Source organism: Clostridium sp. MCC328 (genome assembly GCF_018785465.1).
GTDB classification, from domain to species: domain Bacteria; phylum Bacillota; class Clostridia; order Lachnospirales; family Lachnospiraceae; genus Pilosibacter; species Pilosibacter fragilis.
This window is the reverse complement of the sequence record NZ_WQPW01000027.1, coordinates 1-18783: the sequence shown is the minus strand read 5'-3', so window position 1 is coordinate 18783 and position 18783 is coordinate 1. Positions and strand designations below refer to the sequence as shown.

General features: G+C 48.2%; 15 protein-coding genes. 3 read left to right on the top strand and 12 right to left on the bottom strand.

Annotated features, from left to right (window positions below):
* Positions 1-223 precede the first annotated feature (223 nt).
* Positions 224-715: a 3-isopropylmalate dehydratase small subunit 1 gene (locus GPK83_RS05105; protein WP_021903932.1), complete on the top strand. Its 492-nt coding sequence runs from the start codon at positions 224-226 to the stop codon at positions 713-715.
* Positions 716-731: 16 nt separating this feature from the next.
* On the top strand, positions 732-1976 hold the full coding sequence (locus GPK83_RS05100) for a 3-isopropylmalate dehydratase large subunit (RefSeq protein ID WP_215704162.1): 1245 nt from the start codon (positions 732-734) through the stop codon (positions 1974-1976).
* A gap of 200 nt (positions 1977-2176) precedes the next feature.
* Here GPK83_RS05100 and gltS read toward each other — a convergent pair whose 3' ends face one another.
* Positions 2177-3418: a sodium/glutamate symporter gene (gltS, locus tag GPK83_RS05095; protein WP_118321802.1), complete on the bottom strand. Its 1242-nt coding sequence runs from the start codon at positions 3416-3418 to the stop codon at positions 2177-2179.
* Positions 3419-3456: 38 nt separating this feature from the next.
* The gene (locus tag GPK83_RS05090; RefSeq protein ID WP_117469979.1) at positions 3457-4419 is read right to left on the bottom strand and encodes an arginase family protein; all 963 of its coding nucleotides are present in this window, start codon (positions 4417-4419) and stop codon (positions 3457-3459) included.
* Between the two features lie 289 nt (positions 4420-4708).
* Here GPK83_RS05090 and GPK83_RS05085 point away from each other — a divergent pair, with 289 nt between their 5' ends.
* The gene (locus tag GPK83_RS05085; RefSeq protein ID WP_207667081.1) at positions 4709-5479 is read left to right on the top strand and encodes an IclR family transcriptional regulator; all 771 of its coding nucleotides are present in this window, start codon (positions 4709-4711) and stop codon (positions 5477-5479) included.
* Between the two features lie 147 nt (positions 5480-5626).
* Here the strand turns inward: GPK83_RS05085 and GPK83_RS05080 are convergent, their stop codons facing one another.
* The 10 genes from GPK83_RS05080 to GPK83_RS05035 form a co-directional block, all read right to left on the bottom strand.
* Positions 5627-6991, bottom strand: a complete 1365-nt coding sequence (locus tag GPK83_RS05080) for an MATE family efflux transporter (RefSeq protein WP_215704161.1) — start codon at positions 6989-6991, stop codon at positions 5627-5629.
* Positions 6978-7424, bottom strand: coding sequence for a MarR family winged helix-turn-helix transcriptional regulator (locus tag GPK83_RS05075; RefSeq protein ID WP_215704160.1), 447 nt, complete (start codon positions 7422-7424; stop codon positions 6978-6980). The genes GPK83_RS05080 and GPK83_RS05075 overlap by 14 nt, the downstream gene beginning before the upstream one ends.
* A gap of 319 nt (positions 7425-7743) precedes the next feature.
* Entirely contained in the window at positions 7744-8295 is a 552-nt protein-coding gene (nrdG, locus tag GPK83_RS05070; RefSeq protein ID WP_215704159.1) for an anaerobic ribonucleoside-triphosphate reductase activating protein, read from the bottom strand.
* The gene (gene nrdD / locus GPK83_RS05065; RefSeq protein ID WP_117503797.1) at positions 8295-10484 is read right to left on the bottom strand and encodes an anaerobic ribonucleoside-triphosphate reductase; all 2190 of its coding nucleotides are present in this window, start codon (positions 10482-10484) and stop codon (positions 8295-8297) included. The genes nrdG and nrdD overlap by 1 nt, the downstream gene beginning before the upstream one ends.
* A gap of 580 nt (positions 10485-11064) precedes the next feature.
* The gene (locus GPK83_RS05060; protein WP_117469974.1) at positions 11065-11937 is read right to left on the bottom strand and encodes a radical SAM protein; all 873 of its coding nucleotides are present in this window, start codon (positions 11935-11937) and stop codon (positions 11065-11067) included.
* Positions 11938-11957: 20 nt separating this feature from the next.
* Positions 11958-13502 carry a MoxR family ATPase gene (locus GPK83_RS05055; RefSeq protein ID WP_215704158.1) on the bottom strand — a complete coding sequence of 515 codons (1545 nt, stop codon included), beginning with the start codon at positions 13500-13502 and terminating at the stop codon, positions 11958-11960.
* 3 nt (positions 13503-13505) lie between these two features.
* Entirely contained in the window at positions 13506-14870 is a 1365-nt protein-coding gene (locus GPK83_RS05050) for a VWA-like domain-containing protein (RefSeq protein WP_215704157.1), read from the bottom strand.
* Positions 14871-14887: 17 nt separating this feature from the next.
* Positions 14888-15823 (bottom strand): leucine-rich repeat domain-containing protein, encoded by a 936-nt coding sequence (locus tag GPK83_RS05045; RefSeq protein ID WP_215704156.1) that lies wholly within the window; start codon positions 15821-15823, stop codon positions 14888-14890.
* 118 nt (positions 15824-15941) lie between these two features.
* On the bottom strand, positions 15942-17345 hold the full coding sequence (locus GPK83_RS05040; RefSeq protein ID WP_345941778.1) for an MATE family efflux transporter: 1404 nt from the start codon (positions 17343-17345) through the stop codon (positions 15942-15944).
* Positions 17346-17485: 140 nt separating this feature from the next.
* Positions 17486-18472, bottom strand: coding sequence for a diaminopimelate dehydrogenase (locus GPK83_RS05035; RefSeq protein WP_015553985.1), 987 nt, complete (start codon positions 18470-18472; stop codon positions 17486-17488).
* Positions 18473-18783: the final 311 nt, after the last annotated feature.

Sequence of the window (18783 nt, the reverse complement as noted above, 5' to 3'; positions counted from 1 at the left end):
CTATTCAGTACCTTCATAGTTACGTGCAAAAATCCATTCCAGATCAGCTTCGCTGATGGGATTTTTGCCTTCCAGCCTATATTTTCTTACGGTCAGCGCAGCAAGTGCGCAGACCTACTAAACAGTTACGGATAAATTACTTATTGGTATTTGCCAGAATGATACGGCAATATGCATTTTTGAATATGATCACTATATTTGTATAGAAATCGAGGATATTTACATGGAAAAAATGACTGGAAAGGTCTGGGTTCTGGGCGATGACATCGACACCGATATCATCATCCCGACCGAGTACCTTGCATTAAAGACCATTGACGATATGAAACAGTATGGATTTTCCCCGCTCCGCCCGGAGCTGGCTGCCCAGATCAAGCCCGGTGACATCATCGTTGCCGGAAAAAACTTCGGCTGCGGTTCTTCCAGAGAACAGGCACCGGAGATCATCAAAGCGTTGGGAATCCAGTGCGTGATCGCGAAATCCTTCGCGAGGATCTTCTTCCGCAACTCCATCAACAACGGCCTGCTCCTCATTGAACAGCCGACACTCTACGATGACATCAAGGAGGGCGATACCGTATCCGTTGTGATGAACGAGCACATCGACTACAACGGAAAAGAGTACCCGATTGCGTCTCTTCCTGAGAATCTGATGGACATTATCCGCGCAGGCGGCCTTGTCAAGGCCATGCGCAAGCTGAATGGTTTGGACTGAACGGGAGGAAAACGAAATGGGAAAGACTGTAATTGAGAAGATCGTTGAACATAACACCGGCAGGTCCGTAAAGCCGGGCGATATCGTGACCGTAAATGTTGACCGCGTCATGATCCACGACATTTTTATTCCGTTCGTGGCGGAGAAATTTAAAGAGATGGGCTTTGAAAAGCTCTGGGATCCGGATAAGGTCGTTCTGATCTACGACCACCTTGTTCCGGCAAGCCAGCTTGACGATACAAGACATTTCCATGTCGGCGATGCGTTTGCCGCAAAATACGGCATGACCCACGTCCACAGAAGTGACGGAATCTGCCACCAGTTAATGACAGAAGCCGGATATGTAAAACCGGGCGATGTTGCCTTCGGTACAGACAGCCACACAACGACCTACGGCTGTGTCGGCGCATTCTCCTCCGGAATCGGATATACGGAGATGGCCAGCATCCTGGGAACCGGAACCATGTGGATCCGTGTGCCGGAGACCATCAAAGTCGTCATCAACGGAAAACTGCCGGAGAATGTTATGTCCAAGGACGTAATTCTCCGTCTCATCGGTGATCTCGGCGCGGACGGCGCTACTTATAAGGCTCTGGAGTTCTCCGGAAGCGCAGTGGAGAGCATGACAGTCGCAAGCCGTATGACGATCTCCAACATGGCCATTGAGGCCGGCGCAAAGTGCGCTCTGTTCACACCGGACAAGAAGACGGCGGAATACTGCAATGTTACCTTAAATGACTACCAGAAGAGTCTTTTCGGCGACGCAGACGCAAATTACTGCTGCGTGATGGAATACAACGCCGAGGACTTCGTTCCGGTTATGGCATGTCCGTCCCAGGTCGACAAGATCCGCAATGTCAGCGAACTTGAGGGCACAGAGATCGATCAGGTATTCATCGGTTCCTGCACAAACGGACGTCTTGAGGATCTGGCTGCGGCTGCGGAAGTCTTAAAAGGAAAGAAAGTCGCGAAATTTGTAAAGCTCATCGTGACTCCTGCCAGCCGAAAGATCTACAGACAGGCCGCTGACCTTGGAATCCTTGAGACACTGGCCGAGTCAGGTGCTATGATCACCCATCCGGGCTGCGGTCTCTGTTGCGGACGCGCGGGCGGTATCCTGACCGACGGCGAGCGCGTTGTTGCCACCAACAACCGCAACTTCCTCGGACGTATGGGAACATCCAAAGTCCAGATCTATCTCGCCTCCCCGAGAACGGCTGCGGCATGTGCGGTGGCTGGTAAGATCGTTTGTCCGGAATAAGCCAGTCAGCACAAACGATAACTACAAAGTAAAAACAGACTCGTTATATCGAATCATAAAAATCCGGTAATCAGGATATCTCGCAATGATACTTTGCGGTTATCTCCGATTACCGGATTTTTTATGTAAGTGTTATATAATCAATCTGAACACTTATGTGCAAGACCTAATAGCGTTTTTAAATGTACTTTCATAAGGTTTTAACCGACAAACCCCTGTACGAAGGTCTTAATAAACCAAATTGTCTGCGGTTGATAAATAATATCAACCAAGAATGCGCCAACGATAGGAACAATCATCATTGCGCGGCGGGACATGCCATAACGCTCATTCACAGCAGTCATGTTCACAATTGCTGATGGAGTAGCACCTAGACCATGGCCGCACAGACCAGCACACATTACAGCTGCATCGTAGTTCTTTCCTAACAGGCGGAATACTACAAAGTAGCTGACAAGAACCATGAATACTACCTGACAGATCAGCACCACCAGAACACCACCGATCAGACCAGCTAATTCCCACAGTTTCAGCGTCATCAGTGCAATAGACAGATACAGCGATAACATAACATCTCCGATTCCATCAACTAGCGCAAAATCGAAATTATAAAAATTAAATTTTTCATTAAGGTTGCGAACTATTACCGCTACAAACATTGCGCCCACATAAGTAGGAAAGCTCATTCCGATGCACTTTCCAATCCAACCGGAAACCATAGTTCCCAACGCCATGCAAACAAGTAAAGCTGTTACATTTTTTATTACATCCAGGCTGCTCAGCTTTGTTGCTTTGGCTGCGTTGACTGTATTAATATCGCTCTCGAAATTTTCAGATGCATCCGGTTTTAAATTGTATTTTACAATTAAGCGCCGCCCAACCGGACCACCTACCATAACAGCACTGATTAATCCAAACGTTGCTGCTGCCGCTCCTACCAGAGGTGCTGCTGTATATCCCATATCCGCGAATGTACTGCCATAAGCAGCCGCTGCACCATGACCACCTACCATGGAAATAGCGCTGGAGAGCAATGCATAAGGAGCCTCCAATCCAACCAGCTTGCCTACACCGATGCCGATCATATTCTGAAAAACAGAGATAATACCCGCAATCAGCCAGTAAACAATAAGTAACATGCCACCTTTTTTCAGTAAACTGATACTTGCGCCCAATCCAACTGTTGTAAAGAAAGCAAGCATAAATGGCGACTGATACATACTGTCAAACGAAAATGCAAATGTTCCCGTCACATGACCAATAAAAGTGACAAACATAAACAGGAATCCGCCAACAACAGGTGCTGGAATACAATATTTTTCCAAAAATTTAACCTTGCTCTTGATAAAGAAACCGATAAGCAATATCACAGCAGCCATGGCAACTGTCATAATACCATCAGCCTTGATGGTAAAAAGGGAATCAATGACCTCAAACGACATGTGCGCATCCTCCTTTTTTTGTAAAGCAGACAAGTTTTTTATTTTTCACGTGCTTTCGTTGCAAACCCCATCAGATCACAAGTCAGGCGAGCCGCTGTGTAACAGGTAGTGTCACCTTCATCATCATATTGTGGAGCAACTTCTGTCATAGCCATACCAACTACATTGCAGTGGTTCGCAATCGCTTCCAACATCTCAGTTGCTTCATCGTATGTAAATCCACCCAGCATAGGAGATCCTGTACCTTTCGATAACGGATAGTCCATAGCATCAATATCAAAATGGATAAACGTATTACGGCCAGCTTCCAAATTCTTTAAAATTTCTTCAATTCCAACACGACGATAATCCTTAACAGAATATATTTTATCGCCATTTGCACGTGCTTCCTCAAAATCAGCAGGTCCACTGCTTCCTATACCGCGAATGCCCAGATGAATCATTTTTTCCACATATGGCAGTGTGGAATTATTTCGCATAGGTGAACCATTGAAATATGGCTGACCATTCAGCGGTTTTGTCCAATCCAGATGGGAATCAAAATGGATGATGTCCAGTTGGGAATAACAATCTAATCCTTTTACAGCTTGATGACCGACTGAACAGTCACCACCTAAAACGATAGGCATAACCCCCTGCTTTGCCAGAATGCGAACTGCTTCTTCCAAATTTTTATTCGTAGCAGTTAAATCACCCGGAACATAATCACAGTCACCACAATCTACCACGCGCCACAGATCGGTATCCAGATAACTCTTATTACGCTCAGGATCATAGTTGCCGCCCTTTTTCATGCGGAAGCGGGTAGATGCATTGCGGATTCCACGCGGTCCAAGGCGACATCCTGTTTTTCCCTGAATCGCCAGATCAAATGGCGCGCCCAAAATAGCGATATCTGCATTAGCGTGATGAATATCATAGCAGATCGGTACTTTAGCAAAAGTCGCAATACCAGTAGGTGCCATATTTAACGGTGCATCTTGTACAGTAAAAGCATTCATAATAAACCTCCTATTAGTCACAATTTTGAAACGCGTTTTGTTTTTGTGTCTTTCTGATATCATTATATGCTATTTAAGAAATAAGTCAAGGTTTTGTTATCTATTTTGAAATACAGACACTCACGTGAAACAGTTTATTTCTATTCTATTACATGCAGATTGACTTTTTTCAGGCAGTTTACTATAATGAAACTACATTAGTAGTTGTCTAATAAGTCCGCGCCTTTACTGCGCTGATCGCAAAGTGCCACCACACTCAGAAAATAGACACAGAAAAGGAGTAATCTTTATGAGCGATACGAATTTTATTGAATCCTCCACACCTATGGTAAATTCGGTACTTCATGCCACAAAAATTCTAGATTACTATGCTTCCCAGCGCCGGGAATATTTAAGCCTAACTGAGATCAGCCGCGCGATTGGTCTGCATAAAACAACCGTATACCGTATTTTGCGCACACTGCAGTCTGTAGGCTGGATCGAGCAATCCAGCACCAATGGACAATACCGGTTGGGCAGCGGTATTTTAATGATTGCATCTGCCGTGTCTGTGCACTATACCACACGCCAGCTAATCAGTGAAGAAATGCGCCGCTTGTGTGATTTACACAATGAAACCGTCGTGCTTTCCTCTTTGCGCGGAGATACGGGCATTTGCGTGGATCTTGTAAAAGGACATCATAATTTGGGAATTTCAAGTGAAAACGGTTATATTGTACCTTTAGATTGTGGTGCAACCGGTAAGACTTTGCTGGCTGCACAATCAGATGAATTGGTTGAACGTCTAATTCAAAATTATCCTGGTCTGGAAGAAAAGCTGCGTAATCAAGTAAAAGAAATCCGGCAGCGGGGATATTGTATCTCCGAAGGGGAGGTAGATGAGGGCGTCGCTGCCGTAGCAGTTCCACTTCCTATGCCGGATCATATTTATACACTAACCTACTCCGGACCTGTTGAGCGTTTACGCGGTTTAGATTATATGGTTCTGGTACATTCATTGCAACAGGCAGTTAAAAATATATTATTAAAATGTGATGGAAAAAGAAAGGAAGCTCTTTAAAACCTTTTACTCAGTATATTTTCTAGACAAGCAAAGTCTTGAATCAAACTGTTTCCATTGAAATAAAAATCCGATAATCGGATACTGTACGATTTTACTGGTGCAGTTATCCTGATCATCGGATTTTTCTATATGCGTATAAGATTATTATGCCTTATCTAATTTTTTAAGTGCCTTTTTAAATTGGATTGAGAACAAAATCGCCGTGAATGTCACTGCGATCGCATCTGCGATCGGCTCCGCCATGTAGACGCCCATGGTCTTGTTGCTGACAAACCTCGGAACGATGAAGATTAACGGAAGCAGAAGCACGAATTTACGCACAACCGCCACGATGATCGAGCATACCGCATATCCGATGGCAACGAAGGTCATCTGGCAGGCGAGCTGGATTCCAAAGAGGAACATCGCACCGCAGTAGATCCGCAGAGCGCCTGCGGTGAAGGAAACGAGTTCTGGATCGGAGCTGAAGATTCCCGCGAAGGTTGCCGGGAAAAGCTGGACAAAGAGCCAGAACAACGTGGAATAGATCAGGGAGATCACGAGATGGAGCTTGAATGTCTTCTTCATACGGTCGATATTTCTCGCTCCGTAGTTATAGCTCATGATCGGCTGCGCTCCCTGTCCGATTCCCTGAAGCGGCAGCATTGCAAACTGCATCGTACTTGTGAGGATCGTCATGGCACCGACTGCCAGATCTCCGCCGTACTTTAACAGGGAAGAGTTAAAGCATACCGAGATAACACTCTCACTGGACTGCATCACAAACGTAGAAAGTCCCAGCGCAAGACACGGAAAAACGATAGACGGAACCGGCTTTAAATACTCCTTTTTGATCCGTAAGAAGGTCTTCTTTCCGGTCAGGAACGCGAGAACCCAGCCGCAGGATACTGCCTGAGAGATGATCGTCGCGAGAGCCGCACCCTTTACGCCCATGCCAAGCCCGAAGATAAAGAGCGGGTCCAGAATAATATTGCAGACAGCGCCGATGGTAACCGTCAGCATACTGGTCTTTGAAAATCCCTGAGCCGTGATGAACATGTTCATGCCTAACGTCATCTGGACAAAGATCGTTCCGACAGCGTAAATACTCATGTAATCAACGGCATAGCCGATAGTGTTTTCACTGGCTCCAAAAGTCAAGAGCATGGAGCGGCCAAACAACAGTAAGACTGCTGTCAGGATCGCAGAAATGATGATCTGAACCGTAAAACAGCCGCTGAGAATCTTTTCCGCGGAATCCATATCATCTTTTCCCATAAAGATCGACGCTCTCGGTGCACCGCCGGAGCCGACGAGAGCCGCGAAGGCGGAGACCACCATAATGATCGGCAGGCAGACACCGACACCGGTCAGGGCGAGACTTCCGCTTCCCGGGATATGTCCAATGTAGATCCGGTCAACGATGTTGTACAGCATGTTGACGATCTGTGCGATGACAGATGGAACGGCAAGCTTAAAGAGGAGTTTTCCGATCGGCTCTGTCCCAAGAAATTCTTTACTGTTGTTCATGCAGTTTTCCTTCTTTCCTGTAATCTGAGATGTTTGAATTGATCCGGTTCATAAGTTCGAACAGCATCCGGTGCTCTTCCGGGGTGAATCCGCGGCAGATGATCTCGGCGGCCCGTTTCTGGACGTTTTTCCCGTCAGAGACCATCGGCGCAGCAGCGTCCGTGAGTTTCAGATGGATCGTCCTCCGGTCCGTCCCATAATATTCCCCGGTGAGCAGTCCGCGCTCTTCTAATGAGCGGACAGACATGGAGACATGGGACTTTGTGAACGCCCGCTTCTTGATGATCTGGGCGGCAGTGTCGAACTCCGGATTGTTGGCGAGAAACAGCAGGATATTGAATTCCATCTGGGTCAGCCCGTATTTTTTGCAGACCGGATCAATGAGCCCCGTATAGAAATCCCGGCTGTCCGCCATAAAATCAACAAATTTCATGTGTATCACCTCTGGTTCAAAAGTGAACTGTTCTATTTAGAACTATATTAGTATACGAGAATACTCTACAAAAGTCAAGAGCAACGGCAGATCTAAGCCTATCCAGACGCCATATCCAGACTTCATTTTTCACATGATGTCCTTACCTGCACTACAGATTTTATAAAAAAAGAAGTGCCTTTTGTGAGACAGGGAATTTCTCGGAATTTCCTATTACATCAAAAAAATCCGGCAGTCAAGTTGTCTTACAGAATCAAAAATCCCTGTAAAATAACCCAACTGCCGGATCTTTCCTTTATATTCGATCTGTCTTCATATTTTAATTAAACTTCATCGAGATCCCACGGCTCATCAGAGCATGCCAGACGATCTCCCCTGTTTCCAGAGACTTTTTCACGTCGATGATCCTCTGGTTCTCCGAACCGCGGAATGCCAGTGCCACGCTGTAAAGTTCCTGGACAAACTCGCCGTCCACGAGGACATCGATCAAGCTTAACATCTCATCCGTACACTCGCATCTCGCCCGGCTCTCACCGAGAAGCTCTTTATCGAAAAGATAACCGGTATAGCACCAGATATTTTTCTTTGGGAATCTCTCACGCACTTTCTTTAAGAACGGAAGAAGTACCCGCTGGTTCTCCGGCTCAAAAGGTTCTCCACCAAGAAGCGATAATCCATCCACAAAATCCGGCTCCAGCGCCTTTAATAACATTTCTTCCGTCTCTTCCGTAAATGGCTTTCCGTATCCGAAATCCCACGCCACATCATTAAAGCAATTTTTACAGTGATGTGTACAGCCGGACACAAAGAGGGACACGCGGACTCCCTCACCGTTTGCAATATCACATGTTTTGATCTCTCCGTAATTCATTACAGGTGCAGTACCCTTTCCTTAATTTCCTGTGTTCTGCCCTGATTCCAGAACTGTGTTCCGATGTATCCGCAGGTACGTCTTGCAACGTTGAGCTTGCTCTGGTCACGGTTTCCGCAATGCGGGCATTCCCATACGAGCTTTCCGTCATCCTCGATGATCTTGATCTCGCCGTCGTAGCCGCATACCTGACAGTAATCGCTCTTCGTATTTAACTCCGCGTACATGATATTGTCATAGATGTAGCGGATGACCTGAAGAACAGCCGGGATATTATCCTGCATGTTCGGAACTTCCACGTAGCTGATCGCTCCGCCCGGGGACAGTGCCTGAAATTCAGACTCTAATTTTAACTTACTGAAGGCGTCGATCGGTTCCGTTACATGTACATGGTAGCTGTTCGTGATGTAGTTTCTGTCGGTTACGCCCTTTACGATACCGAAACGTCTCTGGAGACTCTTCGCAAAAGAGTAGGTTGTGGACTCCAGCGGGGTTCCGTAGATGCTGTAATCGATATTCTCCGCCTCTTTCCACTTCGTGCAGTAGTCATTTAACTTCTGCATGATCTCAAGACCAAGTTTCTTTCCTTCCGGCTCAGTTAATTTCTTCTCAATTAAGCTGTATACACATTCCCACAGGCCTGCATATCCCAGAGAAAGTGTGGAATATCCGTCATAGAGGAGCTTGTCGATGGTCTCACCTTTCTTTAAGCGGGCAAGAGCGCCATACTGCCAGAGGATCGGAGCCGCGTCGGATAGAGTTCCCTTTAATCTCTCATGGCGGCAGCGCATTGCGCGGTGGCAGAGTTCCATTCTCTCATCAAAGATCTCCCAGAACCTGTTCATGTCTTTTCTTGCGCTGAGTCCGATATCAACAAGGTTTACCGTCACAACGCCCTGATTGAAGCGGCCATAATACTTGCGCTCGCCTTCCCGGTAGTTTCCTGCATTCGCAAGGTTTCCTTTTACATAGGAACGGTCCGGGGTCAGGAAGGAACGGCAGCCCATGCATGTATACACATCGCCCTTTAATTCCCGCATCTTCTTCGCGGAGATGTAGTCCGGAACCATGCGCTTTGCGGTACATTTTGCCGCAAGCTCTGTCAAATAGTAATACGGCGCATCCGGAGTGATATTGTCCTCATCGAGCACATAGATCAGCTTCGGGAATGCCGGTGTGATCCATACGCCGGCTTCATTTTTAACGCCGAGATATCTCTGTTTTAAGGTCTCCTCGATGATCATCGCAAGGTCTTTTTTCTCCTGCGGATTCTTTGCCTCGTCGAGGTACATGTAAACGGTAACGAACGGTGCCTGTCCGTTTGTGGTAAGGAGTGTTACGACCTGATACTGGATCGTCTGGATTCCCTTCGTGATCTCTCTGCGGAGACGCTCCTCCGTGAGCTTATCGATCTGATCCTCTGTCACAGCAATTCCAAGATCCTTCATCTCGCCGATCACTTCCTGACGGATCTTCACTCTCGATACCTGAACGAACGGAGCGAGATGCGCAAGGCTGATGCTCTGTCCGCCATACTGGTTGCTGGCAACCTGCGCGATGATCTGGGTCGCGATGTTGCAGGCTGTGGAAAAGCTGTGCGGGCGCTCGATCAATGTCTCGCTGATCACGGTGCCGTTCTGCAGCATATCCTCCAGGTTTACAAGATCGCAGTTGTGCATATGCTGTGCAAAATAGTCGGAGTCATGGAAGTGGATGATTCCCTGCTTATCCGCCTCAACAATATCTTCCGGAAGAAGAAGTCTTCTCGTGAGATCCTTGCTGACTTCGCCAGCCATATAGTCACGCTGTACGCTGTTGACCGTCGGATTCTTATTGGAATTTTCCTGCATAACCTCTTCGTTGTTGCACTCGATCAGGGACAGGATCCGGTTGTCCGTCGTATTTGCTTTCCGCACCAGAGAGCGGTCATAGCGGTAGCGCACATAATTTTTTGCGATCGCAAAAGCACCGATCGCCATCAACTGGTTCTCAACCATATCCTGGATCTCTTCTACAGACACAGCACGTCCCAGCTTATTGCACTTGTACTCTACATAATCTGCGATATCCGTAAGCTGTTCCGGTGCCAGATAGGCATTTTCTGTGGCGTTGCACGCCTTCTGGACCGCATTTACGATCTTGAGCGTATCAAAACTTTCCTCCGCTCCGTTTCTTTTGATGATCTTCATCCCTGATTCCCCGTTTCATTTCATTGTGTTGGCAGAATTGTCCGCTTTACGCACAACTGCCGTTGCCTGTTTTTCTCTTCTGTCTATTCTGCTAAAAAACACAGCTGACCTACAGGTCCGCGCATTTACTGGCCGGCCTCAGGCATGTACATTTCAGTTGCTGATAGTTTTCTTGGTTGTATATACAGTTTGTTTTTTCAGAATTATACAGAAATTTTATCTGATTTAGATATTTTATGATTGATCTGTCAGACCTGCCGCCACGAGTCTCTTAAGGCGGTCATGTCATGTTCCCGCCACGTTATTTTTAGTCACTCACGCGAGAACGATTCTATTATAACTGTATTGTTCCCGGATTGCAAGGAGTACTGCTATATAAATATGATATACCAAAACCATATATATGGTGAAAAATTCATGATTCAAAACTATATATTGTTGTTTTTTGAATACAATCTACAAGAAGAGTCCCCGCCGGGATCGTCCCGGAAAGCCCTGAAAAGGCATATCCCGCGAGCCATTTTTCTGCCGTTTTAAGCGTCCAGAAAGCCCGCGGGACTGTTTTCTCTGCTCTTTTTACTTAAATATGTCTGCGCCATTCTTCAAGGCGGTAACGCTGTCTTTTCTTTGCGTCCTCCAGTTGTGCCAGCATTTTCGGAATATCTTCGTTAAAAGTTCCCGCAAGCACTACATAGTTGGACGCGTGGTTTGTCCGGAAGATCGTTCCGGGAGAATCAATGTGTGTTAAAAACAGCTCCATTTCCTCCACGATCTCGTCCGGGGTGATAAGCTCCATCTCCCCGCGTTTTACTTCCTCATTCATCTGGGTCCCCTCATAGAGGCGCAATGTCAGGAAGGAGGCATACTCCGGATTCATCTGATTGATCAGCTCCGCCGACTTGATGGCATGTTCCCGGATCCCTTTTCTTCCGCCGAGGCCGGAGATCAGCGTCACAGAGGTCTTGATGCCGCAGCGCTTCAATTTCTGTCCCGCCGCCGCAATCTGGGCCGCCGTCACATCCTTATGGATATGCTCCAGAACACGGTCATCGCCGGATTCCGCTCCGATATAGACCATCTCGAGTCCTGCTGCCGCTAAGGCTTTTAAATCTTCCTCAGACTTTGCCAGAACATCCTTTGCAGTCCCGTAAGAGGTGATCCGCTCCACGTACGGGAAATTTTTGTGGACATAGGCTAAAAGCTCTAAAAGAAGTTCTGTCTTTACCACCAGTGCATCACCGTCCGCAAAGAATACACGGCTGACATACGGTCCGTAATAATCGCGGCATTCGTCCAGATCCTTCATGATCTCTTCTTTTGTCCGCACTCGGAATTTTTTCACCCGGTACATGTTGCAGAAGGTGCACCGGTTATGGGCACAGCCCACAGTCACCTGAATAATTAAGCTTCTCGCCTCGCTCGGCGGGCGGTATACGGTTCCTTCGTATTCCATATGATCACTTTCCTTTCCAATTAAAATGCCCCAAGTCTGTCCAGCCTGCTCAGAATATCTGCCCGTCTCTCATCAAACAGCAGATTCTTATTGTATTCAAAATATCGTTCACACTCATTTTCCTGTAAGAACCGCACGGCCGGGGCGCTGGAGTTCAGTTCTGTGATAAACACCACCATCTCCTGACTGCTGCCGAACGTTCCTTCCATGAAATCAAAGGCATACTCCAGTGTCTGTCCGGCATGAGCGCACAGATCCTCAAGTTCTGTCCGTTCGTCACCAAACAGCTCCCGGAACCGGTCGAATATCTCGTCACCCCCCGATAAAAGCTCTGCTTTCACAGTCTGAAGGTATCGGTTCATATCCGCTGCGATATCGGCACAGCGATATTTTTCCTGTCTTGTGAGAAGGCCGGCTTTCTGTTTCTGCTCGGATGCCGCGGTGAATGCCTCGATCTGATGGGAGAAAATGTTGATCGGAGTCTGCGGCACTGTCTTCATCGTTTCTCCGGCCTCCGTTTTATCTTCCAGACTTCTCTTGAATGCTTTCAGCTCCCCAAACAGCACTTCCAGATAATCCTCTTTCTGCGCATAAGCCTTAAACTCCACATCAAGCTTCGCTAAAATCAGGCTGATGATGGAAAGCTTCTCGTCAAACGGTGCCTTCGCCGCCTGCTCCATCAGGCCCTCATTGCGTTTTCCTTCCAGAACTTCATCGATCTGGTATCTCGCCTGATACTTCTTATATAATTCCAGATAGTTCGCAAAATCTTTTGCGATCCGGGGATGCTCAATGTACTGCACTACAACGTCCCGGTCACAGATAAGATCCACCTTCTCGCAGACCTTTAAAAATCCGGAGAGATCTTCCCACCCACGAGGTGTCGCAAAAATCTTGCCATCCACAGTTGTCTCCACCTGGTAAAAATACTGCGGCTTTGCGGTGAGGAATGACAGGATCGCCGGATGGATATCCGCCTGCTTCGCGTACTCTTTCCAGACCTCAAAATCCGCCTCCACATCGATCTTTTTGATGCGGTCTAAGGTCGCGATATCAAATTCCCGCACGGATTTATTGTATTCCGGCGGGTTTCCTGCTGCCACGATGATCCAGCCCTCCGGGATCTTATGATTTCCGAAAGTCTTATACTGCAAAAACTGCAGCATGGCCGGGGCCAGTGTCTCGGACACGCAGTTGATCTCATCGATGAAAAGAAGTCCCTCGGAGAGTCCTGTGTCTTCGATCTTATTGTAGATCGCCGCGACGATCTCACTCATGGTATATTCCGTCACATGGACATTCTTCCCACTGTAAGTCTTCTCCGAGATAAACGGGAGACCGATGGCACTCTGTCTCGTATGGTGTGTGATCGTGTAGGAGACGAGACCGATCCCGCACTCCCGCGCCACCTGCTCCATGATCTGGGTCTTTCCGATTCCTGGCGGACCGATGAGCAGCACCGGGCGCTGCCGCATGGACGGGATCTCGTATTCCCCGTGTGCGTTCTTCGTCAGATACACCTGTATCGTATTTTTAATTTCCTGTTTTGCACGCTTGATGTTCATATTTTATCTCCCATCCAACACTCTTCCGACGTCCTCCATCGACTCCGGGTCCAGAATCACTTTCATCGCCCAGGGCGGAACGTCCGCGTCAGTATAATTATCCCGCATAAACACGAAGGCCGTGTCATATGGCGGCATTTTCACCGGAAATGTCCCATATCCGTCCGTAAAATAGAGAAGTCCCCGCAGCCTGCTGAACTTTCCCGCCTTGATCATCTGGTCCACATGCAGGAATGCCGGGCGGAAATCCGTCCCGCCCATGCCATGGAGCTCCATGTGGTCCATGTAATTCCGAAGGTTCTCCTCGCTCTCGATCTTCACATCCTGCCGTACTTTATCGTCGCACTGCAAAATGTGGATATTGACCTTCTTAAAGAAGCTCTCCGACTGAGCCAGCACCCCGTAGGTCTCTTCCAGGAATTTCTTCACCAGCTCCCCGGAACATGACATCGAAGTGTCGATAACGACCACAAAATCCTCGATCCGCCGGACTTCCTTCGTCTCAAGGGGCTCGATCAACGGCATATTTCCGTATAACTGCATGCCATAATTGTAGAATACATAGTCGAACGCATCCAGATCGATCTGGACTGTCTCCTTCAGCACCGAAAATTTCTGCAAAAATTTCCGGTAATCGTACCGCTCCCGGTTCTCCACCGCCAGCTGATCCATCAGCTCCCTGGAGTCATCCGCCGCCTCGTTGGAAAACGCCTCCATCTCCGCCTGCATCTTCTCCCGCTTGTCATCCCAATCGTTTTTTCGATTCCGGTTGGGATTTGGGGACTTCTTCTCGTCCTCTTTCTCCCATCTGGAATGATCGTCCCGGCAGAATTCCCGGCAGAGCCGCTCATATTCGATCTCCGAAAGCTCCATCTCCTGCATAGTGTGATAGATGCTCTCCGCGTTCAGTACCTTGATCTTTTTCCTCAGACGTCCGTAAAATTCCGCCCGCACCGGGGACATCGGCAGATGGACGCAGGGCTTGTGGATCCCGTCGATCAGGGACTCCACAGCGATATCGCATGCCAGATTCCAGTATTCCTCCGCCCGCTTTTTTCTCGACCATGGGTGGACAAAGAGACAGTGGAAAGTCTCGTGCAGGATCATTCGATTTACATAAACAGGATTTCTCCGGTACCAGCCGCAGATGTATCCTGTCTCAAAAGATAATAAGGTTCCGTCCGTTCCGATTCCCTTGATGCTGTTGTCCGCCACCGGGAACAGACCATTTAAGGCCACGTCGAGAAACCGCATGGAAAGATACAGCTCATTCCTCGCGTTCCGTATGATCTCAACGCCGATTGCCGCCAGTTCTTCCAGCGCGCCCTGCTCTCTCAGGATCGGCGACCATGCCGCATCTTCTCTCATGACGATTTCTGACCTCCTCACAAATCAAAATCAAACTTTTTCTTCTTTACGCCAAACTTCTTCCTCTGGATCTCCATAAACATCCCCAAAAGCTCCGGCAGATGCTTTTTCGAGATCTCCGTGATCAGCCCCGACATCTTATCCGCCGTCAGCGGATTCTTTTCCGGTGTTAAATACTGTCCCGCAATCCATTTTATGGTCTCCGGGTCCTCAAGAGTTCCAAGAAGTACCTCATAAAGATTCTCCATAAGAAACTTTTCATATTCCTTTTTCGCGCTCTCCCACAGTCCTTTCGGATACTGCAGCCGGGTCACCGCGATCTTCGATGCCATGAGAACCGATTCCTCTGCTTTTTCATACACAAACATTTTATCATACCTGTCAAATCGGAATTTTCGTCCCTCAAAACAGTAGCGATACTTCTGCCCTGCACCGTGGATATTGGATACCGTGATCCTGGCGGGCGTATTTTCCACCGCCTCGTCGTAGTATTCCGGGAAGATCACACGCGCAGTCTCTGTCTCCCCGTTCTCTTCCTCAAAAGTACTTGAAGCCAGCGATGTTCGTGCAGAGTCCGTGTCTCTCTCGTCCTGCATTCGATTTTGTCCGCTCTGTATAAACACATGTACTGTGACTCTCTCATTGATCTCCGTCACAAAATCCCTGAGTGCCGACTCTTCATCCACCCCCATATGCACAGTCAGACTCCTGATATTCCGGCAGCCCGTAAACACACCGCCGCCGACTTCCCGGAGCGCCCCGTAAAAATGGATCTCCTGAAGCTTCTCACATCCATAAAATTCATATCTTCCGATCCGGGTGAGTGTCCGCGGGAGATAGACTTTCTCCACCGTGCTCCCCGAAAATACCTTGTCTGCCAGCTCTGTCACCGGAAGTCCGCCCAGACTTTCCGGTACCACGCAGACGGCGCCTGGTGCCAAAAGTTTTGTCACACAAGCGCCCCCATTTTTCTCTTTAAATTCAAATTCAACATCCATATTCCAGTTACACTTATTATAATTGTTCAGCAGACCAGAACAATTAGTTCACAGACCTGCCGAACAGTTATGCTTATTCTTCAATCAGTTTATTTAACTTTCTCATCGCACTGAACCGGTAATAATATACCAGGAATGCCAGCGAAGTGATACTCCAGCTTAACGGATAGCTCGTCAGCGTCGTGTACAGTCCCGGATGGACTGCGCCTGCGCCGAATACCCAGAGCACACGCAGGATACAGGTTCCAACACAGATGATCAGCATTGGGATCAGGGCATCGCCCACGCCGCGCAGCGTACACGGATATACGTTGACGCAGATGTAGCAGAACCAGAACGGCACCAGGAAGCGGATAATACTCATGCTCTCCGCCATGACATCCGCATCATTCGTAAAGAGATTGATGAGTACCGGACCTGCCGTAAACATAAACAGACCGAGTGCCGCCGTGATGATCGTCGACATGAGAAGTCCCACGTAGGTTCCCTTCTTTAAACGTCTGATCTTGCCCGCACCGAAGTTCTGACCCGCAAAGGTCGTCACGGAAATTCCCATGGCATCCATAGTCATCCAGAAAATACCGTCGATCTTTCCGTAAACCGCCCAGGACGCGATCGTATTCGTTCCGTATCCATTGATGTTTGCCTGAATCAGGATATTGGAGATCGAGTACATCATGGACTGGAGTCCCGCCGGAAGACCGATCTTTATGATCCTCTTTAATAATACCGGCTCCACACGGAGTTCCTTCGGGATAAAACGGTAAGATTCTTTTGTCCGGATCAGCGTTATCATAACGAGTACTGCCGATAAAAGCTGGGACATGATCGTCGCAAGCGCCGCCCCGGCAACTTCCATATGAAAACAGACTACAAACAGGAGATCCAGAGCAATATTGGTCAGGCAGCTCGCCACAAGGAAATAGAGCGGTCTCTTCGAATCTCCCACAGCTCGCAGGATCGCAGCGCCCATGTTATAGACCAGATTTCCTATGATACCCAGAAAATAGATCCTGAGATATGTCACAGAATATCCAAGGATCTCTTCGGGAGCACCCATAGCCCGGATTGCAGCCGGAGTGAAGATCTCGCCGATCACTAAGAGTGCCACACCGCCGGCCAGCGCCAGACAGAACGATGTGTGAACCGATTTCTGCACCTGCTGGTCTTCCTTTGCCCCATAGAACTGGGATACAACGACAGCCGCGCCGGAAGACATTCCGACGAAGAAGCCAACCAGCAGGTTGATCAGTGTTCCCGTCGTACCGCCTACCGCGGAAAGTGCCTCTTTTCCCACAAACTTTCCAACGATCATGGCATCCGCCGTGTTGTAAAGCTGCTGGAAAAATGTCCCGAACAGGATCGGAAAGAAAAAGAGCAGGAGCTGCTGCCAGATCACGCCGTCCGTGATCCCGTTGTAGCCTGCCGGATGATTCTTCTTAAGTGTCATATCTTCACCCTCTACAAAATCCGCCATGCATGGATCCCGTTTGCGGTCTTTTCTGAATGCATGGCAATTGATACTTCCGCCCTGTATCTGTCGGCTGCGGACACAGGGCGGAGGTATGATTGATCAAAGGCCGGCTCTTTCGCCGCCTTTAAAGGTTCTTTTTATGATTACAGGAGATTCTTTCTGAGTTCCTCGCCGCTCTTTGCGGAAAGGTATGCCGGCGGAATGTCAAGAATGGTCTTGCATCCGCTCATTCCCTCCTGTTTCATGCGGAATGCGGCGCGGGCACAGCAAACGATCACGGATGAAGTGAACTCCGGGTTGGAATCCAGTTTCAGACGATACTCGATCACATGTGTATTCTCCTGATTCCATCCAGTCTTTCCGTTTCTGATCACGAAACCGCCGTGCGGAAGCGTGGAATGGTCGCGCTTCATCTCTTCCTCGCTGATGAAATGAACCGTTGTATCATAGTCGGAGAAGTAGTTCGGCATCGTTACGATCTCTTTTTCGATGCGTGCAAGATCAGCGCCCTCTTCGGCAACAACATAGCATTCTCTTGTGTGTTTCTCTCTTGTTGTGAGTTCCGGAGTCTCGCCGTTTCTGATTCTCTCCAGCACGCTCTCAACCGGGACTGTATACTGTCTTGCGTCCTTCACGCCATCAATGCGGCGGATTGCGTCGGAATGCCCCTGGCTTACACCTTTGCCCCAGAATGTATAGTCTTTACCATCCGGGAGAATTGCATTTGCGTATACACGATTTAAGGAGAACATACCCGGATCCCAGCCTGCGGAGATCACTGCTACATTTCCTGCTTCCTTTGCCGCTGCATCGACAGCTGCAAAATGCTCCGGAATTCTCGCGTGTGTGTCAAAGCTGTCCACTACGGTGAAATATTTCGCATACTCCGGTGTCTGCACCGGAAGATCTGTCGCACTTCCGCCGCAAAGGATCAGGACATCGATCTTATCTGTCATATGTTTCGCTTCGTCCGCATGGTAAACCTTTGCGCCTTCGGTCAGGATCCTGACATTTTTCGGATCTCTTCTTGTAAATACTGCCGCAAGCTCCATATCCGGATTCTGTTTGATGGCGCACTCAACGCCGCGTCCAAGATTTCCATAACCCATAATTCCGATTCTGATCGTCATATTGTTCTCCTCTTCTTTCTTTATTTAACGTCACTATCTCCATTTTACCAATAGGCCGTTATAGTGTCAATTGAAATAAGTTTAACGAATTTGTCTCCTGTTTCTTCCAGATACACCTGCAAAACCTGCCACCGGAAGGTTCTTCTGGGAACACGGCAATGAAAAAAGAAACAACGGAATCCGAAATCCTTTTTCTCAAAGATCCCTGAGTCCGTTGTTTACATATTTTGCAACTATTCAGTACCTTCATAGTTACACGCAAAAATCCATTCCAGATCAGCTTCGCTGATGGGATTTTTGCCCTCCAGCCT